The organism is Bacillus sp. JCM 19034, from assembly GCF_001310635.1.
Taxonomy (GTDB): domain Bacteria; phylum Bacillota; class Bacilli; order Bacillales; family Bacillaceae_D; genus Halalkalibacter.
In genome coordinates this window covers 13,523-38,909 of sequence record NZ_BAXR01000007.1, presented here as the reverse complement: position 1 = coordinate 38,909, position 25,387 = coordinate 13,523, and the positions used below count along the sequence as shown (strand labels likewise).

General features: G+C 39.0%; 28 protein-coding genes and 4 pseudogenes. 31 read left to right on the top strand and 1 reads right to left on the bottom strand.

All coding sequences use genetic code 11. The features are described 5' to 3' along the window. Window positions 1-4 precede the first annotated feature (4 nt). The 19 genes and pseudogenes from lgt (at window position 5) to JCM19034_RS12295 (ending at window position 15,393) form a co-directional block, all read left to right on the top strand. Window positions 5-856, top strand: coding sequence for a prolipoprotein diacylglyceryl transferase (lgt, locus tag JCM19034_RS12385; protein ID WP_062050156.1), 852 nt, complete (start codon window positions 5-7; stop codon window positions 854-856). 28 nt (window positions 857-884) lie between these two features. Then, window positions 885-1,535, top strand: a complete 651-nt coding sequence (gene ppaX, locus JCM19034_RS12380) for a pyrophosphatase PpaX (RefSeq protein WP_062050155.1) — start codon at window positions 885-887, stop codon at window positions 1,533-1,535. Beyond that, window positions 1,532-2,035: a DapH/DapD/GlmU-related protein gene (locus JCM19034_RS12375; RefSeq protein ID WP_062050153.1), complete on the top strand. Its 504-nt coding sequence runs from the start codon at window positions 1,532-1,534 to the stop codon at window positions 2,033-2,035. The genes ppaX and JCM19034_RS12375 overlap by 4 nt, the downstream gene beginning before the upstream one ends. 215 nt (window positions 2,036-2,250) lie before the next feature. Further along, window positions 2,251-3,425 (top strand): annotated as a pseudogene (locus tag JCM19034_RS12370) (ATP phosphoribosyltransferase regulatory subunit). 1 nt (window position 3,426) lies between these two features. Further along, a complete protein-coding gene (gene hisG, locus JCM19034_RS12365) occupies window positions 3,427-4,065 on the top strand; it encodes an ATP phosphoribosyltransferase (RefSeq protein WP_062050151.1) in 639 nt (212 codons plus the stop codon). After that, window positions 4,062-5,333: a histidinol dehydrogenase gene (hisD, locus tag JCM19034_RS12360; protein ID WP_062050143.1), complete on the top strand. Its 1,272-nt coding sequence runs from the start codon at window positions 4,062-4,064 to the stop codon at window positions 5,331-5,333. The genes hisG and hisD overlap by 4 nt, the downstream gene beginning before the upstream one ends. Next, window positions 5,334-5,918 (top strand): imidazoleglycerol-phosphate dehydratase HisB, encoded by a 585-nt coding sequence (gene hisB, locus JCM19034_RS12355; RefSeq protein WP_062050141.1) that lies wholly within the window; start codon window positions 5,334-5,336, stop codon window positions 5,916-5,918. Next, complete coding sequence (hisH, locus tag JCM19034_RS12350; protein WP_062050139.1) at window positions 5,919-6,569, top strand: imidazole glycerol phosphate synthase subunit HisH; 651 nt, start codon at window positions 5,919-5,921, stop codon at window positions 6,567-6,569. It begins immediately after the preceding gene. Next, entirely contained in the window at window positions 6,556-7,290 is a 735-nt protein-coding gene (hisA, locus tag JCM19034_RS12345; protein ID WP_062050138.1) for a 1-(5-phosphoribosyl)-5-[(5-phosphoribosylamino)methylideneamino]imidazole-4-carboxamide isomerase, read from the top strand. The genes hisH and hisA overlap by 14 nt, the downstream gene beginning before the upstream one ends. Beyond that, a pseudogene (hisF, locus tag JCM19034_RS12340) lies at window positions 7,291-8,045 on the top strand (imidazole glycerol phosphate synthase subunit HisF). Continuing rightward, window positions 8,042-8,668, top strand: coding sequence for a bifunctional phosphoribosyl-AMP cyclohydrolase/phosphoribosyl-ATP diphosphatase HisIE (hisIE, locus tag JCM19034_RS12335; RefSeq protein WP_062050136.1), 627 nt, complete (start codon window positions 8,042-8,044; stop codon window positions 8,666-8,668). Before hisF ends, hisIE begins: the two are co-directional and overlap by 4 nt. Before the next feature lie 584 nt (window positions 8,669-9,252). Beyond that, entirely contained in the window at window positions 9,253-9,942 is a 690-nt protein-coding gene (locus tag JCM19034_RS12330) for a lipopolysaccharide assembly protein LapB (RefSeq protein WP_062050134.1), read from the top strand. Between the two features lie 2 nt (window positions 9,943-9,944). After that, window positions 9,945-10,292, top strand: a complete 348-nt coding sequence (locus JCM19034_RS12325; protein ID WP_062050132.1) for a hypothetical protein — start codon at window positions 9,945-9,947, stop codon at window positions 10,290-10,292. A 268-nt stretch (window positions 10,293-10,560) separates the two neighbouring features. Next, entirely contained in the window at window positions 10,561-11,505 is a 945-nt protein-coding gene (gene trxB / locus JCM19034_RS12320; protein ID WP_062050131.1) for a thioredoxin-disulfide reductase, read from the top strand. A 269-nt stretch (window positions 11,506-11,774) separates the two neighbouring features. Beyond that, window positions 11,775-12,248 (top strand): 8-oxo-dGTP diphosphatase, encoded by a 474-nt coding sequence (locus tag JCM19034_RS12315; RefSeq protein WP_156323973.1) that lies wholly within the window; start codon window positions 11,775-11,777, stop codon window positions 12,246-12,248. Window positions 12,249-12,274: 26 nt separating this feature from the next. Next, window positions 12,275-13,168: an RNase adapter RapZ gene (gene rapZ / locus JCM19034_RS12310; RefSeq protein ID WP_062050127.1), complete on the top strand. Its 894-nt coding sequence runs from the start codon at window positions 12,275-12,277 to the stop codon at window positions 13,166-13,168. After that, complete coding sequence (yvcK, locus tag JCM19034_RS12305; protein WP_062050125.1) at window positions 13,169-14,128, top strand: YvcK family protein; 960 nt, start codon at window positions 13,169-13,171, stop codon at window positions 14,126-14,128. A 22-nt stretch (window positions 14,129-14,150) separates the two neighbouring features. After that, on the top strand, window positions 14,151-15,107 hold the full coding sequence (gene whiA, locus JCM19034_RS12300) for a DNA-binding protein WhiA (protein ID WP_062050123.1): 957 nt from the start codon (window positions 14,151-14,153) through the stop codon (window positions 15,105-15,107). 31 nt (window positions 15,108-15,138) lie between these two features. Beyond that, complete coding sequence (locus JCM19034_RS12295) at window positions 15,139-15,393, top strand: HPr family phosphocarrier protein (protein WP_062050121.1); 255 nt, start codon at window positions 15,139-15,141, stop codon at window positions 15,391-15,393. 105 nt (window positions 15,394-15,498) lie between these two features. Here JCM19034_RS12295 and clpP read toward each other — a convergent pair. Continuing rightward, window positions 15,499-16,079: pseudogene (clpP, locus tag JCM19034_RS12290) on the bottom strand (ATP-dependent Clp endopeptidase proteolytic subunit ClpP). A 449-nt stretch (window positions 16,080-16,528) separates the two neighbouring features. Here clpP and JCM19034_RS12285 point away from each other — a divergent pair. From JCM19034_RS12285 to gpmI, 12 genes and pseudogenes are all read left to right on the top strand, one after another. Continuing rightward, the gene (locus tag JCM19034_RS12285) at window positions 16,529-16,876 is read left to right on the top strand and encodes a GntR family transcriptional regulator (RefSeq protein WP_062050119.1); all 348 of its coding nucleotides are present in this window, start codon (window positions 16,529-16,531) and stop codon (window positions 16,874-16,876) included. 5 nt (window positions 16,877-16,881) lie between these two features. Further along, a complete protein-coding gene (locus JCM19034_RS25050; RefSeq protein WP_370621928.1) occupies window positions 16,882-17,133 on the top strand; it encodes an ATP-binding cassette domain-containing protein in 252 nt (83 codons plus the stop codon). Window positions 17,134-17,143: 10 nt separating this feature from the next. Further along, window positions 17,144-17,791 (top strand): ABC transporter ATP-binding protein, encoded by a 648-nt coding sequence (locus tag JCM19034_RS12280; RefSeq protein WP_370621927.1) that lies wholly within the window; start codon window positions 17,144-17,146, stop codon window positions 17,789-17,791. Further along, complete coding sequence (locus JCM19034_RS12275) at window positions 17,763-18,509, top strand: hypothetical protein (RefSeq protein ID WP_062050117.1); 747 nt, start codon at window positions 17,763-17,765, stop codon at window positions 18,507-18,509. Before JCM19034_RS12280 ends, JCM19034_RS12275 begins: the two co-directional genes overlap by 29 nt. After that, window positions 18,509-18,712, top strand: a complete 204-nt coding sequence (locus JCM19034_RS12270; protein WP_062050115.1) for a hypothetical protein — start codon at window positions 18,509-18,511, stop codon at window positions 18,710-18,712. The genes JCM19034_RS12275 and JCM19034_RS12270 overlap by 1 nt, the downstream gene beginning before the upstream one ends. A 5-nt stretch (window positions 18,713-18,717) precedes the next feature. Beyond that, window positions 18,718-19,143 carry a hypothetical protein gene (locus JCM19034_RS12265; RefSeq protein WP_062050113.1) on the top strand — a complete coding sequence of 142 codons (426 nt, stop codon included), beginning with the start codon at window positions 18,718-18,720 and terminating at the stop codon, window positions 19,141-19,143. A gap of 146 nt (window positions 19,144-19,289) precedes the next feature. Continuing rightward, entirely contained in the window at window positions 19,290-19,541 is a 252-nt protein-coding gene (locus tag JCM19034_RS12260; protein ID WP_062050111.1) for a glutaredoxin family protein, read from the top strand. A gap of 129 nt (window positions 19,542-19,670) precedes the next feature. Next, window positions 19,671-20,701: pseudogene (locus tag JCM19034_RS12255) on the top strand (sugar-binding transcriptional regulator). Window positions 20,702-20,767: 66 nt separating this feature from the next. Next, window positions 20,768-21,775 (top strand): type I glyceraldehyde-3-phosphate dehydrogenase, encoded by a 1,008-nt coding sequence (gene gap, locus JCM19034_RS12250; RefSeq protein WP_062050109.1) that lies wholly within the window; start codon window positions 20,768-20,770, stop codon window positions 21,773-21,775. A gap of 93 nt (window positions 21,776-21,868) precedes the next feature. After that, window positions 21,869-23,050 (top strand): phosphoglycerate kinase, encoded by a 1,182-nt coding sequence (gene pgk / locus JCM19034_RS12245; RefSeq protein WP_062050107.1) that lies wholly within the window; start codon window positions 21,869-21,871, stop codon window positions 23,048-23,050. A 28-nt stretch (window positions 23,051-23,078) separates the two neighbouring features. Further along, window positions 23,079-23,834 carry a triose-phosphate isomerase gene (tpiA, locus tag JCM19034_RS12240; protein WP_062050105.1) on the top strand — a complete coding sequence of 252 codons (756 nt, stop codon included), beginning with the start codon at window positions 23,079-23,081 and terminating at the stop codon, window positions 23,832-23,834. Then, window positions 23,831-25,363 (top strand): 2,3-bisphosphoglycerate-independent phosphoglycerate mutase, encoded by a 1,533-nt coding sequence (gpmI, locus tag JCM19034_RS12235; protein ID WP_062050104.1) that lies wholly within the window; start codon window positions 23,831-23,833, stop codon window positions 25,361-25,363. The genes tpiA and gpmI overlap by 4 nt, the downstream gene beginning before the upstream one ends. Window positions 25,364-25,387 lie beyond the last annotated feature (24 nt).

The window sequence follows — 25,387 nt, the reverse complement described above, 5'->3', positions numbered from 1 at the left end:
TTAGGTGGAGGAACAGATTGAACCGTTAAACCGTGTCTTTTTGGAATTAGGGCCATTTACAATCTACTGGTATGGTGTGATTATTGGGCTTGGCGTCTTATTTGGCTATATTATAGCTTCTAGGGAAGCGGTAAGACGTGGAATGCCAAAAGATACGTTTGCGGATTTGCTCTTGTTTGCTATTCCGATTGCGATCATATCGGCACGAGCTTACTATGTTATTTTTCGCTGGGAACAATTTGCAGACAATCCTGTTGATGTCTTCAAAATTTGGGAAGGTGGCATTGCGATTCATGGAGCGTTAATCGGGGCGGTTTTGACTGGGTATTGGTTTGCGAAGCGACATAATCTTTCTTTTTGGCAATTAACGGACGTCGCTGCTCCAAGTATTCTATTAGGCCAAGCAATCGGTCGCTGGGGAAACTTTATGAATCAAGAAGTATACGGTGCCGAAGTAACTAGGGAATTTTTAGAAGGACTTTTTCTACCTGAATTTATTATTAATCAAATGTACATTGGTGGAACATACTATCATCCAGCATTTCTATATGAATCGATCTGGAATCTTATAGGGGTAATTCTTCTACTTTCATTAAGGCGTTTCAATTTAAGGCAAGGGGAAATCTTCTTTACATACGTTATCTGGTACTCAGTTGGCCGTTTCTTCATTGAAGGGATTCGTCTTGATTACCTTCTAGTAGGAGGACTAAAAACAGCACAAATTATATCGGTCATTCTTGTTATTGGGGCAATTGCGATGTTGATTTATCGTCGGATAACGCCTAATACGCCCCGTTATCATGATCCTGCGTTGCCAGAGCCTGAAAAGAAAAGAAAGAAAAAGAAGAAAAAATAATGGATTCACCTGATGAAAGGAATATATCATGAAAACGATTGATACGATATTGTTTGATTTAGATGGAACATTAATAAATACAAATGAATTAATCATTGAATCTTTCTTGCACACACTAGAACACTTTCGACCTGGACAATTTAATCGTGAAAAGGTAATTGAATTTATCGGTCCTCCGTTAGTAGATAGTTTTCGCTCAGTTGATTCAGATCTGGTTGAAGAAATGGTTACTCATTATCGTACGTTTAACCATGAAATGCATGATCAGCTTGTTACGGAGTATGAAGGCGTTTTTGAGACGATTCAAACGTTGCATGAGCAAGGCTACAAGCTTGCGATCGTTACAACAAAAATTCGTAAAACAGCGATGATGGGATTAAAGCTGACAGGGCTTGATGCATTTTTTGAACCTGTTATCGGACTAGATGATGTCAAAAGAGCAAAGCCAGATCCTGAACCACTAGAAATAGCACTTGAGCAATTACGTTCTAAAAAGGAATCAGCACTTATGGTTGGCGATAGTCACTCTGACATTCTTGCAGGCAAAAATCTCGGTATCCCTACAGCTGCTGTTGCTTGGTCCATAAAAGGGATTGAGAAAGTAAAAAGCTTTCAGGCAGATTATATAATCGATGACATGTCTGAGCTATTATCAATTGTTGGAGCTGAGCGTGGGTGAGTCGCAAAACAGAACGTTATCCAGTAAAATCGGCAAATTCACTTTGGCATGTGTATAAAACGGTTCCGTTTTTGAAAGTGGTTAAAAATTTTATCGTAATCCAAATTGCACGCTATACGCCAATATTGACATTGAAAAATTGGATGTATCGTCATTTGCTGAGGATGAAAATCGGAGATGAGACGTCAGTAGCACTAATGGTCATGATGGATGTGATGTTTCCTGAACGAATAAAAATCGGGAGCAATTCCATTATCGGATATAATACGACGATTCTTGCTCATGAATATTTAATTGAAGAATATCGTTTGGGTGATGTGATCATCGGTGATCGTGTGATGATTGGTGCAAATACAACGATTCTTCCTGGTGTTACAATTGGTGACGGTGCAATCGTTTCAGCAGGGACGCTTGTTCATAAAGATGTTCCGGCAAATACATTTGTTGGTGGGAATCCGATGCAAATGATTCAAGAAATAAAAAAGGATGAAAAAAGTTAATAGAAAATTACTTAAAGCCGCGAAAACAAGTTTAACTATGTTTTGGCGGTTTTTTGGCATCAAAAAGAAAATTCAGAATGTTTTTCATTGTTTCATGTTGACGCTATTGAATAGAGAGTGTAAACTAACTAATATCTTTAACTTGTTAGCACATTAGTGAACTAAAGGATTTTGTGAAAATAAATTAAAATTTGTAGGGAGTGTGTAGGAAAATCATGTCTAAACTATTTATGTTTGAAAAGCCGATTGGAATGCGAGATACGCTACCACACATGTACGCTACGAAAAAAAACGTGCGTGAGCAGCTAGAGCAGGAGATGACGAGCTGGGGCTATCAAATGATTGAAACGCCGACGTTAGAATATTATGAAACAGTCGGTATTGAATCAGCAATACTTGATCAACAATTATTTAAATTATTAGATCAACAAGGAAATACACTCGTGCTTCGTCCTGATATGACCGCTCCAATCGCACGTCTTGTTGCTTCTAGTTTAAAAGGGGAGCCCTACCCGCAGCGTTTAGCATATGAATCAACTGTCTTTCGTGCACAGCAGTATGAAGGGGGGAAGCCTGCTGAATTTGATCAAGTAGGTATTGAATTAGTTGGCGATGGAACGGTAAGTGCCGATGGTGAAGTGATTTCATTAATGATTGCCGCATTAAAGAGAGCTGGACTTACTCGTTTTAAAGTTGCCGTAGGACATGTTGGCTTTGTTAATGCCTTTTTAATTGAGGTTGTTGGAAATGAGCAGCGTGCCGATACGTTGCGGCGTTATTTATATGAAAAAATTATGTCGGTTATCGTGAACATGTAAAAGGCTTATCACTTTCATCGATTGACGAACGTCGTTTGCTAAGTTTATTAAAGTTACGAGGCAATGAAACAACCTTAACACAAGCAAAAGAGCTTGTCTCAAGTAATGGAGGGTTTAAGGCAGTTGAACAACTTGAAGAATTGTTAACTGTTTTAGAAGGCTATGGTTATGCTGATTATGTGAAATTCGATTTTAATCTTGTCTTGCATATGAGCTATTATACAGGTGTTGTGTTTGAAGGTTATGGTAATAACCTTGGTGTACCGCTTTGCAGTGGTGGTCGTTATGATGAGTTGTTGGCTAAGTTTGATCGACCGGGGCCTGCGACAGGTTTTGGAATTCGCCTTGACTTGTTAATTGAGGCAATTGGTGAGACAACGAAGCTAAACCAAACATGTATTTTATTTAGCAAAGAACGGAGAGCAGAAGCGTTTACTAATGCTGCTTCATTAAGAAAAGAAGGAAAAGCAGTTGTACTGCAAGATATTGCTGGGGTCGGTGATGTAGACGCGATGTCTGGCCAATATGAAGAGGTGTTGTACTTTATTGGTGCAAAGAAAGGAGAGGTGTAAAATGGAGGATTGGTTAACGGTAGCAATGCCAAAAGGACGAATCTTTGAAGAAGCAGTAGAGCTCTTACGAAAGGCAGGTTATCAGCTTCCATCTGAATTTGATGACTCTCGAAAACTAATTATCGATGTTCCCGAAGAGAAAATGCGATTTATTTTAGCGAAACCTATGGACGTACCGACATATGTTGAGCATGGCGTTGCTGATGTTGGGGTTGCTGGAAAAGATGTCATGATTGAAGAGGAGCGTGTTGTGTACGAAGTGCTTGATTTAAAAATTAGTGCGTGCTATTTAGCTGTCGCGGGTCTTCCTAATTATGAGAAATCAGAGATTAATCCAAAGGTTGCCTCTAAATACCCGAATTTGGCCACTCAATATTTTAAAGGGCAAGGAGAACAGGTTGAAATCATTAAGCTGAATGGTTCGATCGAACTTGCACCACTGATCGGTTTAGCTGATCGAATTGTTGATATCGTATCAACTGGACAGACGTTAAAAGAAAACGGACTTGTCGAATTAGAAACAATGGTCAATATCACATCACGTTTAATTGTCAATCCGGTCAGTTATAGGATGAAGGATGAACGAATTGACCAAATGGTTGAACGCCTATCAGTGGTTATTGAGGAGGAAAACGAATGAAAATCATTCGAGTTGATGGCGAGGTTAGTATAAAGCGTGACATTGATGCAGGGACTGAAGAACAACTCAAAGCGGTAGAGGGAATAATTAATCAGGTGAAAAAAGAAGGAGATCAAGCTTTATTCGCATTAACAAAACAATTCGATCGAGCTGACATAACGGAGCTTCGTGTACAAAAAGAAGAAATGCGATTAGCATATGAACAGATGGATGACGAAGTGCTTGAAGCACTTCGAGCAGCGATTGCTAACGTCCAGGATTTTCATGAACGGCAAAAACGACAATCATGGATGACAACGAAAGAGGATGGGACGATCCTAGGCCAAAAAGTAACGGCACTTGATTCTGTCGGTGTTTATGTACCAGGAGGAAAAGCCGCCTATCCGTCGTCTATAATCATGAATGTCGTGCCAGCTCAAGTAGCCGGTGTGAAAAGAATCGTAATGGTTTCACCAGCACAAGCCGACGGCACACTACCTGCAAGTGTATTGGCTACATCCTATGAGCTTGGTGTTGAAGAACTATACAAAGTAGGTGGAGCCCAAGCGATTGCGGCACTTGCTTATGGAACAGAAACGATTGAACGGGTTGATAAAATTACCGGGCCTGGCAATATCTATGTCGCTTTAGCGAAGCGTGCCGTATTTGGTTCTGTTGATATTGATATGATAGCAGGTCCGAGTGAAATCGTTGTACTGGCTGATGAAAAAGCAAATCCACGCTATATTGCTGCAGATCTTTTATCACAAGCGGAGCATGATGAACGTGCGTCCGCTGTGCTCGTAACTCCTTCACAGTCATTGGCCGAAAAAGTAGCCAATGAAGTGGAAAAGCAGCTTGAATCGTTACCAAAAAAAGCGATAGCTGCAAGCTCAATTCGTGATTTTGGAGCGATTTATCTCACATCTCATATAGATGAAGCAGTTGCTATTGTCAACGAGTTAGCACCTGAGCACTTAGAGCTACTAACAGACGATCCAATGTCATTAATTGGACAAATTCGTCATGCTGGAGCGATTTTTGTTGGACCATATAGCACTGAGCCTGTTGGTGATTATTTTGCTGGACCGAATCACGTTTTACCCACTAATGGAACAGCACGTTTTTCAAGTCCACTTAATGTCGATGATTTCATGAAAAAGTCAAGCATCATTGTTTACAGTGCCAAGGCGCTACAACAAAATGGTGCTCATATTGCTAAGCTTGCCCGTCTTGAAGGGTTAGAAGCTCATGCGAGAGCAATTGATATTCGTTTGGAGGGGAAATAAATGAGAGAAGCAACGATTGATCGTCAAACAGGTGAAACACAAATAAAGCTAGCATATGGAATTGATGGAGAAGGTGTATCAAAGCAAGATTCAGGAGTTCCTTTCTTGGATCATATGCTTGATTTATTTACGAAGCACGGTCATTTTAATTTAGAGGTTTCTGCAAATGGCGATACCGAGGTGGATGATCACCATACGACAGAGGATATTGGTATTTGTCTCGGACTTGCCATTAAAGATGCTCTAGGAGATAAAAAAGGGATACGCCGATACGGTAATGCGTTTGTTCCGATGGATGAAACTCTTGCCCAAGTCGTTGTTGATTTGAGCAATCGTCCACATTTGGAATTTCGTGCAGAGTTTCCGAGTCAAAAGGTTGGTACATTTGATACAGAGCTCGTTCATGAATTTATGTGGAAGCTAGCCCTTGAAGCGAGAATGAACTTGCATATTATCGTTCACTATGGTCAAAATACGCATCATATCATTGAAGCGATTTTCAAAGCTTTAGCGAGAGCATTAGATGAGGCAACTAGTATCGATGAACGAGTTAAAGGAGTTCCATCGACGAAAGGAATGTTGTAAATGATCGGCATTATTGATTATGGGATGGGGAATTTGCATAGTGTCAGCAAAGCATTAGAACGTCTTGGATTAAACTATATCATTAGTGATCAAATTGATGAATTAAACAAGGTTGATGGCTTGCTTTTACCAGGTGTTGGTGCATTTCCAGATGCAATGAAAACATTAAATGCAATGAAAATGACTGAATTCATTCGGCAGTGGGCAGAAGCTGGTAAGCCACTACTAGGAATTTGTTTAGGGATGCAGCTATTATTTAATGAAAGTAGTGAGCATGGCAGTACAGAAGGCTTACAATTATTACCTGGTCGTATTGAGCGATTTACTGGTATCGATGAAAGTGGAGAGTTATATAAAGTACCGCATATGGGTTGGAATCAGCTCCGCTTTCAGCAAAAAGATCACGCTCTATTGCAAAACGTAGAAGAAGGACATGTTTATTTTGTTCATTCCTATGTCGTTAAGCATGATGAAGACGACGTTCTCATTGCCTCAAGTGAATATGGTGGAGTTGTTCCGGCTGTTGTAGGGAGAAACAATGTGCTTGGAACACAATTTCACCCTGAAAAAAGCAGTGATGTTGGGATGGCAATTTTACGAAATTTCGGCAAGTTAGTTAAGCAAGGGGGAGAAGCACGTGAGCACGTTTAATATTTATCCGGCGATCGATATGCGTGACGGTAAATGCGTTCGTTTAGTACAAGGGGATTATGATCAAGAAACGGTTTATGGTGATTCTCCTTTCGACATGGCTGAGCAATTTGTTCGTGATGGAGCGAATTGGATTCATATGGTCGATCTTGACGGGGCGAAGGCAAAAAAACGAGTGAATCATGAGTATGTTATTCGTGTAGCAAAAGAGCTTGATGTGAAAGTGCAGGTTGGTGGTGGAATTCGTACAGCAGAGGATATCGCTTTTTATTTAGATCAAGGGGTAGATCGAATTATATTAGGCAGTGTTGCTGTTAATAATCCAGAATTCACGAAAGAAATGCTTCAATTGTACGGCGGTCAACGAATTGTGATCGGACTTGACGCTCGAGATGGTTATGTTGCGACAGAAGGCTGGCTTGAAACATCTTCAGTAAAAGCAGAAACATTAGCTCAAGAGCTTGCACGTCACGGTGCTGAAATCTTTATTTTTACTGATATTTCACGAGATGGAATGCTATCAGGCCCGAATACTGCAGCGATTACAGCACTTGCTGAAGCAACAGGAAAAGAAGTGATTGCTTCTGGTGGTGTTAGCTCACTTGCTGATCTGCAAGAGTTAAGAGCAGAGGCAGATCGAGGAGTTGGTGGTGCGATTGTCGGAAAAGCGTTGTATACGAACCAATTTACGCTGCAAGAAGCTCTTAAAGGAGGCAGCTAAATGCTTACGAAACGTATAATCCGTGCTTAGATGTAAAGGAAGGTCGTGTCGTCAAAGGAGTTCAATTCGTTGATTTAAAAGATGCAGGAGACCAGTAGAGCTAGCAGCTTTTTATGATGAGCAAGGGCAGATGAGCTTGTTTTTCTTGATATATCAGCATCTCATGAAGGTCGAGCAACGATGGTTGACGTAGTTGAACAAGTAGCAGGTACCCTCGCTATTCCTTTTACAGTTGGCGGAGGTATTAATAAGCTTGAGGATATGAAGCGAATTTTACGTGCAGGTGCTGATAAAGTATCATTAAACACAGCTGCTGTATTACGTCCCGAATTAATTAAAGAGGGAGCTGACTTCTTCGGTTCGCAATGTATTGTTGTTGCAATTGATGCGAAATATGATAAGGAACTTAACTCATGGCGTATTTATACTCATGGTGCCGTAAGCCAACTGATTGGGAAGTGACAAAATGGGCTAAGGAAGCGGTTCGTTTAGGTGCTGGTGAGATTTTATTAACGAGTATGGATCAGGATGGAGCGAAAACAGGCTTTGATGTTCAATTAACAAAAAGAGTAAGTGAAGCTGTATCGGTTCCAGTAATTGCTTCAGGTGGAGCAGGCGGGAAAGAAGATTTCAAAGAAGTATTTAACGAAGCAAACGCAGATGCAGCTTTAGCAGCGTCCATTTTTCATTACAAGGAAACGTCTGTTGCCGAAGTGAAAGAGTATTTAAAGAAAGAGGGGGTGGCCGTAAGATGAGTATCGAAGCGATTAAATTTGATGAAAAAGGGTTTGTTCCTGCGATCGTCCAAGACGCGGCTAGTAAAGAAGTATTAACGCTTGCTTATATGAATGAAGAATCGTTGCAAAAATCGTTAGAAACGAAAGAAACGTGGTTCTACTCTCGCTCACGCCAGGAATTATGGCATAAAGGTGAAACATCAGGGAATATACAAACGATCGTTGATATCCGTTATGACTGTGATGCTGATGCACTAGTTGTATTAGTAAATCCTGCGGGACCGGCTTGTCATAAAGGAAATTATACGTGCTTTGCTGATTCATTAATAAAGGAAGAGGTTCATGTAAATCCTTCACGTTATGAGATATTAGACGAGCTTGAGCGTGTGATTGCCAAGCGGGAAGCAGAACGTCCAGAGGGAGCCTATACGACATATTTATTTGAAAAAGGTGTCGATAAAATTTTGAAAAAGATTGGTGAGGAAGCAGGCGAAGTCATTATTGCAGCAAAAAATCGTGACCATGAAGAATTAAAATGGGAAGTTGCTGACTTACTATATCATACACTAGTCTTATTGCGTGAACAAAAACTACCATTTGATGAAGTGTTACGAGTATTAGAGGAACGTCATAAGAAATAGCTTCGTTAGGAATTGGTCTGCACCCCGATTGTGCATCTAACAATTGGAGGTGCAGTTTTTATACTGAATTTTCGTTTTAGCTTTAATACAGTTTGGAAGGGCTGTGTAATAGTATAATCTTAGAATCTTGCATTTCATATTAATAGTCTCTTTTTACCTCCCAAACTCTAACCTTTAGTTTTTATACCACTCTTACGTCTAGCACTCTGTTGTTATGAGCCTTTTACCGTTTCCATTGTCATCTTCGGTTCTATGTGTTGTAAATGTGACAGTTTTGAGTTTTTTACCATTACGTTCATTTATAAAACCCCCCAAAACCATATTGTTTATCTTTATATACATACTACTCCGTATTCAAAGTAGCTAATTTCGTTTTTCCCACAAATAATGGTGGTAATTATTTTCTTGAACAACTTAAATGAAAGTATGTCACTGACAGTAATTCATATCTCCAATGGAGTTAAAACTTCCAATTAAAAGAAAAAGATCATTCTTAATATTCGGAGGGACTGTGCGAACCTATAAATTTTGTGTATACTGAGGAGATAGGAAATAGAGATAAGAACTGTGGAGGAATAGGCTGCATGAGAGAAACCGAGCATGATCAAGGAAAGCAAAATATAGTCCCTTTTTATCAGACTGGTGACTATTTCTTTCATCGTGGAATTGAAGCGTTTAAGAAGAAAAAACATCAAAAAGCGATCAAATTATTAGAGAGAGCCATTCAATTAACGTCGCAAGAGCCCGTATTTCATGTTCAGTTAGCTGCCATCCTTTCTGAAGTTGGGGATTATGAGCGTTCGAATGATATATTATTAAATGTATTAAGAGAACATGAAGGTAACGTTGCTGAATGTTACTTTTTCATGGCAAATAATTATGCCTATCTAGGCTTTTTTCATGAAGCGGAGCAAGCTACTAAGAAATATTTAGAGCTGAGCGAAGATCAGCGATTTGCTGAGGATGCACGAAATTTATTAGAGCTCCTCCATTTTGAAGAAGAGGATTCAGATTGGGAAAATGATGTCGTTGTTGAAGAAGAGTACGAGTTGCTGATGCAGCATGATCGTGCACTGCGTTTATTGCGTTCAGGTCGAATTGAAGAATCAATTCCTCTTCTTGAAGAAATTATTGTGGAACATCCAACATATTGGATTGCTTATATACAAGCGGCAGAAGCGTATTTTCATCAAGGAGATAAGCAAACTGCATATGATTTATGCCAGTCGGTTTTAGATAATGAAACTGGGAATATCTTGCTCTTTGCCAACTAGCGATGTTTTACTGGTTAGATGGGTATACTAAAGAGGCGAGTCCATACGTAAATGCACTTCGTCAACTATATCCAATAGAGGTTGAGCAAACAGTAAAAGTAGCTGAGGCTCTTTGCCAAGTTGGGGATTATGAGCAAGCATACCAACGCTTAAAAGGAATCAAAAGAAGCGTACTAGAAACGAAGCCGTCTGCTTTGTGTTGTTTAGGTATTGCTGCCTATTATATGAGTGATCCGAATACGAATCGTATTTTTAAAAGAGCTGCTAAATTAGGTGATGAGCAAGCAGAACAAATTGTAAATGGCGAATTAGCAATTCAAGATGCTCGGAGCTGGAAAGGTTCGTTTTAGAAATGCTAATAATTTAGATACATTTTGGGATGGAAAATAAAATAATATTAACGGAAATCGAGGTGAAACTTGTATCAAGAAAAGAAAATAGGTGCAAGTTTGACTGGGAATAGCTAGAACTCTAACAGATAAGAGATAAATGGAGACATAAACTCGATCTGGAATAGATGTAGAATCCACTTGTTACGTATTTTTTAAGCAATTCATTAGACATGGTGCTTTCTTTTGATTACGATTAAAGTACTAGAGAAAAAAGGAGTGTTGGGACATGTCAGAAGAAAATGTTTACGATGTGGTTATTGCTGGTGCAGGTCCTGCTGGAATGACTGCTGCTGTATATACATCGCGTGCTAATTTATCAACAATTATGCTTGAACGCGGTATGCCTGGTGGACAAATGGCAAATACGGAGGACGTTGAAAACTATCCGGGTTTTGATCATATTCTTGGACCTGATTTATCGACGAAAATGTTTGAGCATGCAAAAAAATTTGGTGCAGAGTATGGCTATGGTGATGTAAAGGAAATTATCGATGAAGGTGATTTCAAAATTGTTAAGGCCGGGTCCAAAGAATATAAAGCACGTGCTGTGATCGTAGCAACTGGTGCAGAGTATAAAAAAATGGGGATTCCAGGTGAAAAAGAATTTAGCGGACGTGGTGTCTCTTATTGTGCAGTATGTGATGGAGCTTTCTTTAAAGGGAAAGAGCTTGTCGTTGTTGGTGGAGGCGATTCAGCAGTTGAAGAGGCGGTTTACTTAACTCGGTTCGCTTCGAAAGTTACTGTTATTCACCGTCGTGATGAATTACGTGCTCAAAAAATTTTACAGCAACGTGCATTTGATAATGAGAAGGTTGAGTTTATTTGGAACCATGTCGTGAAAGAAATTCACGGTGAAGAAGGTAAAGTTAACCGAATAACGATTGAAGATACGAAAACTAGCGAACAACGTGACTTCAAGACAGACGGTGTTTTCATTTACATCGGAATGTTACCGTTAAATGACAGTGTCAAGAATTTAGGAATTACAAACGAAGAAGGCTACATTGTTACAAATGAAGAAATGGAAACAAAGGTTCCTGGTATTTTTGCTGCAGGTGATATCCGTGAGAAGTCATTACGTCAAATCGTTACAGCAACAGGGGACGGTAGCGTTGCAGCCCAAAACGTGCAACATTACATTGAAAGCTTAGAGGATAAAGCAAAGGTTTGACATCAATTCGCAATCAAACGTCATTCGTTTTTAATCGCACTGTAACAGTGGTGAAATATAAAAAGGATACTATAGAGATAAGTAATTGACCCCCTTTTTTATATACTTTATTGCACGGACTACGGTTCGTGCCCTTTTTTTATCACCATAATGGAATAATGTGTAAATTGCATGTAATACTTGTTTCATCTCCACTCATGATTCACTACTTCATGTCTATCATAGATTGTAGGATGTTTCAGTTGAGGGTATAATATAGTCATAGTGAGGTGGAAATGTTGCAGCGTGTTACAAATACAGTTTTACAAAAAGATGGAAAAGTCTTACTTCTACAAAAGCCTCGTCGTCATTGGTGGGTAGCTCCTGGTGGGAAAATGGAGCTAGGGGAATCAATTATTGAGTCTGCAATTCGAGAGTATCGAGAAGAAACAGGCTTACATATTATTGATCCGCAGCTAAAGGCAGTTTTTACAATGGTGATGATGAACGAAAATCAAGTCGTTCGTGAATGGATGATGTTTACTTTTCATGCGACCGATTATACTGGTCAGCTATTAAGTGAGTCACCAGAAGGAAAACTCGCATGGAAGCAGCAGGAAGAAATTCATCATTTGATGATGGCTGAAGGTGATAAATATATGTTTGAGCATGTTTTACAATATAAAGGGTTATTATATGGTACCTTTTATTATACGGAAGATTTTGAGCTGATCTCATATCGGTTAAATCCAGCTCAATCATAAAAGTGTGTGGAAAGAGGGGAAACGAAATGAACAGCAGCCGTGAAGAAATTGAAATTGTTATTATTACGGGAATGTCCGGGGCAGGGAAAACGGTCGCTGTCCAAAGCTTTGAGGATCTAGGCTATTTTTGTGTCGATAATTTACCACCTGCCTTAATTCCGAAATTTATTGAGCTAATTGAAGGATCAAATGGAAAGATGTCCAAGGTTGCACTTGTGATGGACTTACGTGGACGAAAGTTTTTTGACCATTTGTTTGAGGCTATTGATTCAATTAGTCTAGCACCACACTTACATTTCAAATTTCAAATATTATTTTTGGACTCTAAAGATGCAAAGCTCGTACAACGCTATAAAGAGACGCGTCGCTCTCATCCACTAGCACCTGATGGGTTACCTTTAGAGGGAATAAAGCTTGAACGGCAAATGCTTGAAGAAATGAAAGGAAGAGCACAGCAAATTATTGATACGACGGATTTAAAACCAATCCAATTACGTGAGCGAATCACGCAACAGTTTGCATTAAATGAACGCCACCCTTTCACTGTCAATGTCATGTCATTTGGTTTTAAATATGGAATGCCTATTGATGCTGACCTCGTCTTTGACGTTCGTTTTTTGCCGAACCCTCATTATATTGACCATATGCGTCCAAAAACAGGGCTTGAAGAAGAGGTTTCTTCTTATGTTTTGAAATGGACCGAGACTCAACAATTTATCGAGAAATTAACCGATTTGTTACAATTTATGCTGCCGCAGTATAAGCGTGAAGGAAAAAGCCAAGTTGTAATTGGTATTGGTTGTACAGGTGGGAAGCATCGTTCTGTGACTTTAGCAGAATATTTCGGTAAGGAATTTGAGGAAGAATACAAGGTTCGTATTCGCCATCGAGATATTGAAAAAGGGAAGGAAACGAAATAGGTGAAAAAGAGAGATCAAGTGGTTGTTATCGGGGGAGGCACCGGGTTATCAGTTTTATTAAGGGGCCTAAAAACGTTTCCAATTGATATTACGGCAATTGTCACAGTCGCTGATGATGGGGGCAGCTCAGGAAGACTTCGTAAAGAGCTTGATATTCCTCCACCTGGTGATGTTCGCAATGTGTTAATTGCACTTGCGGAAGTTGAGCCGTTAGTTGAAGAATTGTTTCAGCATCGTTTTAGAAACGGAAATGGTTTATCAGGCCATTCATTGGGAAACTTATTGCTAGCAGGTATGACATCAGTTACAGGTGATTTCGCTCGTGGCATTTCAGAGCTTAGTAAAGTTTTAAACGTTCGTGGGAATGTATATCCTGCCGCGAATCGTAGTATTGTACTCCATGCAGAAATGATGGATGGTACAATTGTCACAGGAGAATCGCTAATTCCTTTGGCAAAAAAGCAAATCAAACGAGTGTTTCTAACGCCTTCTAAAGTTGAACCTTTAGTAGAGTCGGTTCAAGCGATTGATGAAGCTGATATCATTTTATTAGGGCCGGGAAGTCTTTACACAAGTGTTCTGCCTAATGTCCTTGTTCCTGGTATTCAAGAGGCTATTAAACGATCAAATGCTAGAAAAGTTTATATTTGTAACGTGATGACCCAAAGCGGGGAGACGGACGGCTTTACGGCCGCTGATCATGTTCAAGCGATTATAGATCATGGTGGCTCTGACCTTGTTAAAGAAATACTTGCTCACCGTGCACCTATATCAGGTTCCTTACGTAAGCGTTATGCAAAGGAAGGAGCCATCCCAGTAGAGGTTGATCAAGATCGGCTAGAGGCAATGGGGATAAAGGTGATTCACGATGAAATCGTGTTAGAAGCAAATGGCGTTTTACGCCATGATGCTGTAAAAGTGTCAAAAGCGTTATTACGTTCTACTAATGGTCATTTATAAGCTATAAAGGAGGGGATGGCATTTGTCCTTTGCAGCTAAAACTAAGAAGGAATTAACGCAATTAGAGCAAGAGGATTGTTGTGCAAAGGCGGAGCTTGCGGCACTTGTCCGAATAAACGGTACGTTGTCATTTAACCGCATGAAAATAAGCTTAGATGTCACAACGGAAAATGCCGCTATTGCTAGAAGGATGTATACATTAATTAAACGTGTATTTCCTTCAATGTTTGTCGAACTACTTGTTCAAAAGAAGATGCGATTAAAGAAAAATAATGTTTATCTTGTACGAATGAAGCATGGGGCTAAGGAATTACTTGAAGATTTAGGAATATTAGCAGAAGGGTTTCATTTTATTCGTACAATTTCTAAATCATTAATAAATAAGCCTTGCTGTAAACGTGCCTATTTACGGGGAGCTTTTTTAGCAGGCGGATCTATCAATCACCCTGAAACGTCCTCTTATCATTTAGAAATTTACTCGATATATGAGGAACAGAATCAGTCGTTATGTGAATTAATGAACGAATATGAATTAAATGCAAAAATGTTGGAACGTAAAAAGGGGTTCATTACGTATATTAAGGATAGTGAGAAAATAACAGAGTTTTTAAATATTGTGGGTGCACATCAAGCTCTCCTTTATTTTGAAGACGTCCGTATCATGAAGGATATGCGAAACTCTGTCAATCGCTTAGTGAATTGCGAAACAGCTAACCTCAATAAAACAGTTGGTGCAGCCTTAAGACAAGTCGAAAATATTCGTTATGTTGACCGCGAAATCGGCTTAGCTGAATTACCACCTAAACTCCGTGAAATTGCCGAACTGCGTATTCGTCATCAAGATGTCACATTAAAAGAGCTCGGTGAAATGGTTGAAAGTGGTAAAGTAAGTAAGTCAGGGGTTAATCATCGTCTAAGGAAAATTGACGAAATTGCCAATAAGTTACGTAATGGGGAAGCGTTTGATGTGTCAACGTAAACTAGTAGGTTATTGAAGGGAGGAGAACATAATGATTGAAAAAAAAGTCGTTGTTAACCGCAAAACAGGGTTACAAGCTAGACCAGCAGCTTTATTTGTTCAGGAAGCGAACCGCTTTTCTTCAGATGTGTTCATCATTAAAGATACAAAAAAGGTGAGTGCGAAAAGTATTATGGGTCTTATGAGCTTAGCGATTAGCCCGGAAACAGAGCTCACTCTTCATGTTGATGGTCAAGATGAGGAAGAGGCGTTAGAAGCGTTAGTGAAATTTATTGAAACTGAATAAATAAAGTAGAGAAAAAGACGACTTCATCAAGAAGCCGTCTTTATTCATTACTGGCTATAGATCAGTACCGCATGTTTAACGCACTTCTGATCTGGAGAATTTCATTTATTTTGCAGGAATCACACTGTCAATTAGACCGTAATCTTTGGCTTTTCAGCAGTCATGAAGTTATCACGATCTGTATCACGTTCAATCACTTCTAACGGTTGACCTGTACGTTCAGCTAAAATTTTGTTTAAGTTTTCACGCATTTCAAGAATTCGTTTTGCGTGAATTTGAATATCAGATGCTTGACCTTGAGTTCCACCAAGTGGTTGGTGAATCATCACTTCACTGTTAGGAAGGGCATGACGTTTGCCTTTTTCACCAGCAGCAAGTAGAAATGCACCCATAGATGCTGCCATACCGATACAAATGGTAGATACCTTTGGCTTAATGAATTGCATTGTGTCATAAATAGCCATTCCTGCTGTGATAGAACCACCAGGACTGTTAATGTAAATGGAAATATCTTTTTCTGGATCTTCTGCTTGTAAAAATAAAAGTTGAGCAACAATTGAGTTCGCGACATTGTCATCAATCGCACTACCTAACATAATAATTCGATCTTTTAATAAGCGTGAGTAAATGTCATATGCACGTTCACCACGGTTTGTTTGTTCAATAACTGTAGGGATTAAATTCATCGTTCCATTCCTCCTTGAATTTCTTTATTTCTTCTTTATAAAGCAACAAATGAGTTCGTCACTTTATCCTTATGTACTAATCATACCCAAAAGGTCAAAGAAGGTCAAATGATAAGCCTTCTATAATATATATTCCCTATTTATATATTTAAACCCTGCTTTCATGATAACCGAATTTTGCTTAATGTAAACAGAAAAACGCTCTACTTTAATCTTAAGATGGCAAAATTCTTAAACAGACGTGATCAGGCTTGAGGAAGCATCGGTATCGCACGTTACAAGCTATTCTAAAAAAAAAGCAACTCACATGATTCGAATTTAGCTTAAATCATTGTAATTGTATTGTCTTTTCTAATGAATTATTATATACTACATTACAACAGTAATGCACTATAATAGTGGTGAAGAGAGGTGGGGTAGATGATCCTTGACCATGAAACGGGAAACCGTTGTACATCCAAATTTCAGAATGGCTTGAAACGGAAATTTTAAATGGGAATCTAGTTACGCATGACAAAGTTTATTCACAGTATCAGTTAGCTGACATGTTTACGATTAACCCAGCAACTGCGGCAAAAGGGTTAAATCGATTAGCGGATGAAGAAATTTTATACAAAAAGCGGGGGCTAGGAATGTTTGTTTCAGTAAAGGCAGAGGAGATCATTCTTAATCGAAGAAAGTCATTACGCTTGCAGCAATTAATAGATGACTTAGTAATTGAAGCAAAGCATGTTCATGTTGAATTAGAAGAACTTATTGAAATGATTAAAGAGGCGGATCAAAAGCTAAAGGGGTGAATGGAATGGATGTTATTTCTTGTGAAGCTGTGACAAAAACATTTCGTAAAACACAAGCGTTACAGGGGCTCTCTTTCTCTATTAAAGAACATACGATTACAGGAGTGATTGGCTTAAATGGTGCGGGAAAAACGACTTTGTTAAAGCTATTAGTTGGACTAACAAGGCCGACAAGTGTCAGATTAACGTTTTCTCAAAAAGAGCTTATGATAACTTATTTGTTTCGGCGAATTCGATATTTGTTGATGATCAAATGAGTTTCCTAATTTGTTAACGATTAAAGAAATTCTAGTGTTTGCAGCAAAATTCTATCCGAATTGGGATCGTGAGCTGGCAGAGCGTTTATTTGATTATTTTCAATTTCAACCAAGTCAAAGTCATCACAAACTATCGAAAGGGAAACGTAGTACATTTAATGCGATTATTGGCTTATGTGCTCGTTGTCCGTTAACGATCTTTGATGAACCAACTACAGGAATGGATGCATCTGTACGGACAGATTTTTACCGTGCATTAATGAAAGAATACTTAGCACACCCAAGAACGATTCTATTGTCTAGCCATCATCTTGAAGAAATTGAAGATATACTTGAAGATGTCTTACTAATTCATGAAGGAAAGAAGTTATTACACGTTCCGATCGATGAGCTGAGAGAAATGGCAATTCAAATTTCTGGTCAAAAAGACACACTTAAAAAGTGGCTAATAGGAAAAAACGTCTACAGTGAAAATACAGTCGGTCGTGGCTGGACGTCGGTAACGATTGAAAATAGCTTTACGAAAGAAGAACTTGGGCAAATGAAGAATGAAGGGCTCGACATATCGGCAGTACCGGCAAACGAAATGTGTGTTTATATCACGAAAACGTCGGAAGGAGGTATTGATGATGTCTTTAGTGAACGTTCATTTTCTTGATGTTGTCAAAAAACAATATGCCTTTAAAATACGCTCTTATATGGGGTCAATTCTGACTTTGATCATATTGCAAATATTTGCAATCTTGTTAGCTGTCAGTACGACAAATTATTATCATTCTATGGATTCTATAGGGATTTCTATTAAAGCACAAATATATAGTAGTGATATCGTTGTTATTTTTACGATTTTATGGTCGTTTATTACGGCGATTTTGATGACAACGAAAGCGTATCGCTATGATGATTATACCTTTATTGCTACTCGCATGAGTAGTCATCTTGCGAATATATATTATCTGATTACGGTCAGTTTATTTGCTAGTATGACAACCATGTTAGCTGGCATATTCATAAAATCAATTACCTATTTTACAAGTGAAGCCGAGATCTATTATCGTGCTACGGTTAGCTTAACGGAATATGCAATTGGTTTTGGAGCAAGCTTTTTATATATGTTTGTTGTTGCAATGATTGGGTATACGATTGGTTTATTCGTCCAATGGAATCGGCTATTTGCGATTTTTATTCCGGTGCTTTTTGTTGGGGGATTATTTTATTTAACTGAGCATCCACAATCGCCGATTTTTAAAACGTTGATTAAATTTTACTTTCAAGAATCATCGTTCAACCAATTTTTCATTAAGTCAGTCACTATTATTCTCGCCTTGTTTTTACTAACATCGTTGATTTCAAAACGATTGGAGGTTAGACAATAATGGTGTTCCTCAGTTTACTTCCGATAATTATGATTCTTGTCTTGCTTATTGGTTTTACGAAAATCCCTACCTATGTTGGTGGTAAGGTGATGAAATGGCTCATTGCGGTATACGTAGTCATATTGCTCGGTTCAGTTGTAACGTATAGTTTGATTCCGGATACGACAGCAGATTTTGAACGGGTGGAGGAGATGTACCTATAGAGAATATGTCGGTATATGAAGCTCTTTTCAAACGGCAGTTAGATAAATTAGAACCATATATACAGGAGCAGTGGTCGTTTGACTATCATTCCGGTCATGAATTTATCATAAGGTCAGACAATGAAAATATGGTTGATAACATTTATATTTATGAAAAAGAGAAGGAAGATGGTGTGATTGATGTCACGTTCTATTCAACTGATTTTAATTTAAATGGTAATATAATTGATGATGATCGGTTTACTCCTTCCATTGAATTAATTGAAAATGAATTAGTGATTATAAGATCAGCAGAAATTGAATTTACGATTGCTGGAGAAGAACAAGAGTTGATTATAAGTCAATTTTCTGAACACCCTCGAAATTTAATGAGTGGGGATTCGGTACTTCGTATAATTATCAAAATGCAATCGTTATTGAAGTACCTCTAAATACAGAGATAAGTGCGGATTCCAATTTTCATATGATGGTTGATGAAGAGTAAGTTGACTCGTGAAAAAATAGAAGTAAAATAGAAAAAAAGGATGTCTCATCATGTTGTACGAGACATCCTTTTATGAAATAAGGTGGGTACGATATGCTAGAAATTATTATCTATTCCAAACAACATTGCCCGTTATGCGATAAAGCGATTGCTCAAATAGAACGTTTAAAGGAGCAATATGATTTCAATATAAAGCTAATTGATATTTATCATGATGAGGAGTTGCTGGAAAAATATCAATTAATGATACCTGTTGTTGAAATCGACGGTGAAGAGGTTGATTTTGGACAAATTTCAGAAAATAGAATATTAAAGCGATTACAATCGAAAATTAGCGAAATTTAACTTGTGTAATAGCTTCATCCTTGTTACTATAAGGATGGGCTTTAGGTTCTCTTTTTATACAGTAATCGGGACATCAAACGTCTATGCGGGACAATTTTAGTCCATATATGAAAGGATGCTTGACTCGTGATCAAACGAATACTAGACATTCAACGGAAATTAATGCCCGATTTGCTTGATGTGTTGATCAAGCGCTATAGAATTATTCGATACATAAAATTGATGCAACCGATTGGGCGAAGAAGTTTAGCACAAAACCTACAGCTTTCTGAACGAGTTTTAAGGAAAGAAGTAACGTTCTTAAAAGATCAAGGTCTTGTTCATTTTGCATCTGCTGGGATGAGTATTACTTCGGAAGGAGAACAGCTTTTTTTAACGCTAGAAGAAGTAATGAAGGAACTTCTTGGATTGCGGGATCTTGAAAAAAGCTTGGAAAGACGTTATGGAGTAAAACGAGTGTTCATCGTGGCAGGTAATAGTGATGAGGATGAGTGGGTAAAAAAAGAACTTGGACGTGCTTGTATCCATTTGCTAAAGTTACGTTTAAATCCCAATGATGTTGTAGCAGTCATGGTGGGACAACACTAGCTGCTGTCGCTGATATGATGACACCAGATCCGAAAATGGAAAATGTGACGTTTATCCCGGCACGAGGTGGACTAGGTGAACAAGTTGAAAATCAAGCGAATACGATTAGTGCTAAACTAGCAAGTCGTGCAGGTGCTAAGTACCGTTTACTACACGTCCCTGAACAAATTAGTGAAGAAGCCTATGCCTCTCTTGTATTAGAACCTTCTTTACAGGATATCCTAAATCTGATTAAATCAGCTTCAACCGTTATTCACGGAATTGGAGATGCAAAGACAATGGCCCTTCGCCGCCAATCACAACATTCATTTGTTGATAAGCTTGTGGATGAGAATGCTGTCGGAGAAGCGTTTGGTTTTTATTTTGATCGTTTCGGGAAGCCGATTCATAAACAAAGAACGATCGGATTGCAGCTTGATGATTTAGAAAATGATGAAAAGTATGTCATTTCCATTGCTGGTGGACATTCAAAGGCTGAAGCAATATCTGCCTTTATGAATTATCGTCCTAGTGATGTATTAATTACCGACGAAGCTGCAGCTGTTTCTCTTTTGGCTTTACCACATGAATAGGAAGAAAAAACGACGTTGTCGTTTTTCTTAATAAATTTAATAGTAATTCATAGGAGGAGATTGAACATGGCAACAAAAATTGGTATTAATGGTTTTGGTCGTATCGGACGTAACGTTTTCCGTGCAGCACTAAACAATTCTAACGTAGAGGTTGTTGCAATTAACGATTTAACAGATGCGAATATGCTTGCACATCTTTTAAAGTACGATACTGTACATGGTAAATTAGATGCTGAAGTTTCTGTAAACGGTGATGCTTTAGTTGTTAATGGTAAAGAAATCAATATTTCTGCTGAGCGTGACCCAGCTAAGCTTGAGTGGGATAAGCGTGGCGTAGAAGTTGTTGTTGAATCAACTGGTTTCTTCACAAAGCGTGCAGATGCTGCTAAGCACTTAGAAGCTGGTGCTAAGAAGGTTATCATTTCTGCTCCTGCATCTGATGAAGATATTACAATTGTAATGGGTGTTAACGAAGATAAGTATGATGCTGCAAATCATAGCGTTATTTCTAACGCTTCTTGTACAACAAACTGTCTAGCTCCATTTGCGAAAGTTCTTAATGATACATTCGGTCTAAAGCGTGGTATGATGACAACTGTACACTCATATACAAATGACCAACAAATTCTTGACTTACCACACAAAGATTACCGTCGTGCTCGTGCAGCTGCTGAGAACATCATCCCAACAACAACTGGTGCTGCGAAGGCTGTTGCTCTAGTTCTTCCTGAGCTTAAAGGTAAATTAAATGGTGGTGCTATGCGTGTACCAACACCAAACGTTTCTCTTGTTGACTTAGTTGCTGAGCTTGATAAGGAAGTAACAGTTGAAGAAGTAAATGGTGCGTTTAAAGCTGCTGCAGAAGGCCCACTAAAAGGAATCCTTAACTACAGCGAAGAGCCACTTGTTTCAACTGACTACAACGGTAACCCACACTCTTCTTCAATCGACGCTCTATCAACAATGGTTATGGAAGGTAACATGGTTAAAGTTATCTCTTGGTATGATAACGAGTCTGGTTATTCAAACCGTGTTGTAGACCTTGTTGAATACATTGCAAGCAAGGGACTATAATAGATAGAAGTAGTAGGTAGAGGAGGTGGAAGGATATTTCTCCTCCTCTTTCCGTTGTTTTCTAACGTAAGCATATTGAAGGGGGTAATCACTATGAATAAAAAGTCTATACTTGATCTTGACCTTAAAGGAAAGAAAGTATTTTGCCGTGTTGACTTCAACGTTCCAATGAATGAAGGCGAAGTAACTGATGAAACACGTATCCGTGCTGCCTTACCAACTATTCAACATTTAATTGAGCAAGGTGCTCGTGTGATTTTAGCATCTCATTTAGGACGTCCAAAAGGTGAGGTTGTTGAAGAACTACGTTTAACAGCTGTTGCAAAGCGTTTAAGTGACTTGCTTGGTAAAGATGTTAAGAAGGTAGATGAGGCACACGGACCTGTGGCAGAATCAGCAGCGAATCAGCTAGCTGACGGTGATGTGCTTTTATTAGAAAACGTACGTTTTTATCCGGGAGAAGAGAAAAATGATCCTGAGCTTGCAAAGGCATTTGCCGCTTTAGCAGATGTGTACGTAAATGATGCTTTCGGTGCCGCACACCGTGCACATGCTTCTACTGAAGGAATTGCACATCATTTACCATCGGCAGCAGGCTTGCTTATGCAAAAGGAATTAGAAGTACTAGGGAAAGCACTTTCTAATCCTGAACGTCCATTCACTGCAATCATTGGTGGAGCTAAAGTTAAGGATAAAATTGGTGTTATCGAAAACTTATTAGATAAGGTTGATAACTTAATCATTGGTGGCGGTCTCGCTTATACATTTGTAAAATCTTTAGGACATGAAATTGGGCTTTCATTGCTTGAGGAAGACAAAATTGAGTTAGCGAAATCATTTATGGAAAAGGCGAAGCGAAACGGTGTAAATTTCTACTTACCAGAAGATGTCACGGTTGCCGATGACTTTTCAAATGATGCTAATATTAAGACAGTTGATATCGATTCAATTCCTTCAGATTGGGAAGCATTAGATATCGGACCAAAAACACGTGCTACATATGAAAAAGTCATTAAAGATTCAAAGCTAGTCATTTGGAATGGGCCTATGGGAGTGTTTGAGCTAGAGGCATTCTCAAAAGGTACAAGAGCTGTTGGACAAGCTTTAGCAGATAGCGATGCTTATACGGTTATCGGTGGTGGAGACTCAGCTGCAGCAGTTGAAAAGTTTGACTTAGCAGTACAAATGAGCCATATTTCTACTGGCGGCGGTGCGTCATTAGAATTTATGGAAGGAAAAGTGCTCCCTGGTGTCGTAGCTTTATCTGACAAGTAAATTGATCATATTAAAACGAGGTGAAGAAATGCGTAAACCAATTATTGCGGGTAACTGGAAGATGAACAAAACGCTAGGCGAAGCTAAGCAGTTTGTTCAAGAAGTGAAAAATAACGTTCCAGCAAACAGCGAAGTGGATGCTGTTGTTTGTTCACCAGCGTTATTTTTAGAAAGTTTAGTCAATGAAACGAAAGGCACTGATTTAAAAGTTGGTGCACAAAACGTACACTTCGAAGAGAACGGTGCATTCACTGGTGAAATTAGTCCAGTTGCACTTTCTGACATGAACGTTGACTATGTCATCATCGGTCACTCGGAGCGTCGTGAAATGTTTGCTGAAACAGATGAAACAGTAAACAAAAAGGTACATGCTGCATTCAAGCATAATCTTGTACCGATTATGTGCTGTGGAGAAACAGATGAAGAGCGAGATGCAGGTAAGACGAATGATGTTGTAAAAGTTCAGGTTGAAGCTGGTCTTGCTGGGTTGAGTGAAGAGCAAGTGAAAAATGTGGTTATTGCTTATGAGCCAATTTGGGCGATTGGTACAGGAAAATCGTCTTCAGCTTCAGATGCAAATGAAGTTTGCTCATACATTCGCCAGGTGGTAGCTGAAAGCTTCTCATCTACAGTCGCAGAAGCAGTCCGCATCCAATATGGTGGTAGTGTAAAACCAGCTAACATTAAGGAATATATGGCTCAATCAGATATTGATGGTGCACTAGTTGGTGGAGCGAGTCTCGAGCCTGCTTCATTCTTAGCTTTATTGGAGGAAGGAAAATGAGTAAGAAACCAGTAGCTCTCATCATTCTTGATGGATTTGCGATGAGAGAGGAAGATAAAGGGAATGCTGTATCACAAGCGAACAAGCCAAACTTCGATCGTTATTGGAATCAATACCCCCATGCAACTCTCGAAGCACAAGGTGAGGCAGTAGGTTTACCAGAAGGGCAAATGGGGAACTCTGAAGTAGGGCACTTAAACATTGGTGCAGGACGTATCGTTTATCAAAGTTTAACTCGAGTCAATTTATCGATTCGTGAAGGTGACTTCTTTGAAAATGAGACATTCCTTAATGCAATGGATCATGTGAAGAAGAAAGGGAGTGCTTTGCACATTTACGGTCTTCTTTCAGATGGTGGAATTCATAGTCACATTAACCATTTGTTTGCTTTACTTGAACTTGCTAAAAGAGAGCAAGTGGAGAAAGTGTATGTTCACGGCTTTTTAGATGGACGTGACGTTGGTCAAACTTCTGCACAAACGTATGTGAGCAACTTGCAAGAAAAGCTTAAAGAGCTTGGTCTAGGTGAGATAGCGTCTCTTCATGGTCGTTATTATGCAATGGACCGTGATAAGCGTTGGGATCGTGTTGAAAAGTCATATCGTGCCATGGTGTATGGCGAGGGTCCGACTTACACAGATCCAAACGAAGTGATTCAAGATAACTATAAAAATGAAATCTTTGATGAGTTTGTGATCCCTTCTGTTATTACAGCAGAAGATGGCTCACCTGTCGGAACGATTCAAGACGATGATGCGGTCATTTTCTTTAATTTCCGTCCTGATCGTGCGATTCAAATGTCGCAAGTGTTCACAAATGAAGATTTCCGTGGCTTTGATCGTGGTGATGCACATCCTAGAAACCTTCATTATGTTTGCTTAACTCATTTTAGTGAATCAGTTGATGGTTATGTTGCCTTTAAACCAACTAACCTAGATAATACGCTTGGTGAAGTTTTAGCACAGCAAAATTATAAACAGCTCCGCATTGCAGAAACTGAAAAATACCCTCACGTTACGTTTTTCTTTAGTGGCGGACGTGAAGAGCCGTTTCCAAATGAAGAGCGGGTTTTAATTAATTCGCCAAAAGTAGCGACGTATGACCTAAAACCTGAAATGAGTGCATATGAAGTAACGGATGCGTTAGTAAAAGAGATCGAAGCTGAAAAGCATGACGCGATCATTTTAAATTTTGCTAATCCAGATATGGTTGGTCACTCAGGCATGCTAGAACCGACAATTAAAGCAGTAGAGACTGTCGACGAGTGTTTAGGACGAGTTGTTGATGCAATTTTGGCTAAAGGTGGAGCTGCTGTTATTACCGCTGATCATGGTAATGCAGATGAAGTTGTTAGCTTAGATGGGAAACCAATGACAGCTCATACAACGAATCGTGTTCCAGTTATTGTAACTGAAGAGGGAGTAACATTACGTGAAGATGGTATCCTTGCCGATTTAGCACCAACTGTTTTATCGCTATTAGGTGGAACTCAGCCGCAAGAAATGACAGGAAAAACGTTAATTAAATAAAAATAATATAATAAACAAATTTAA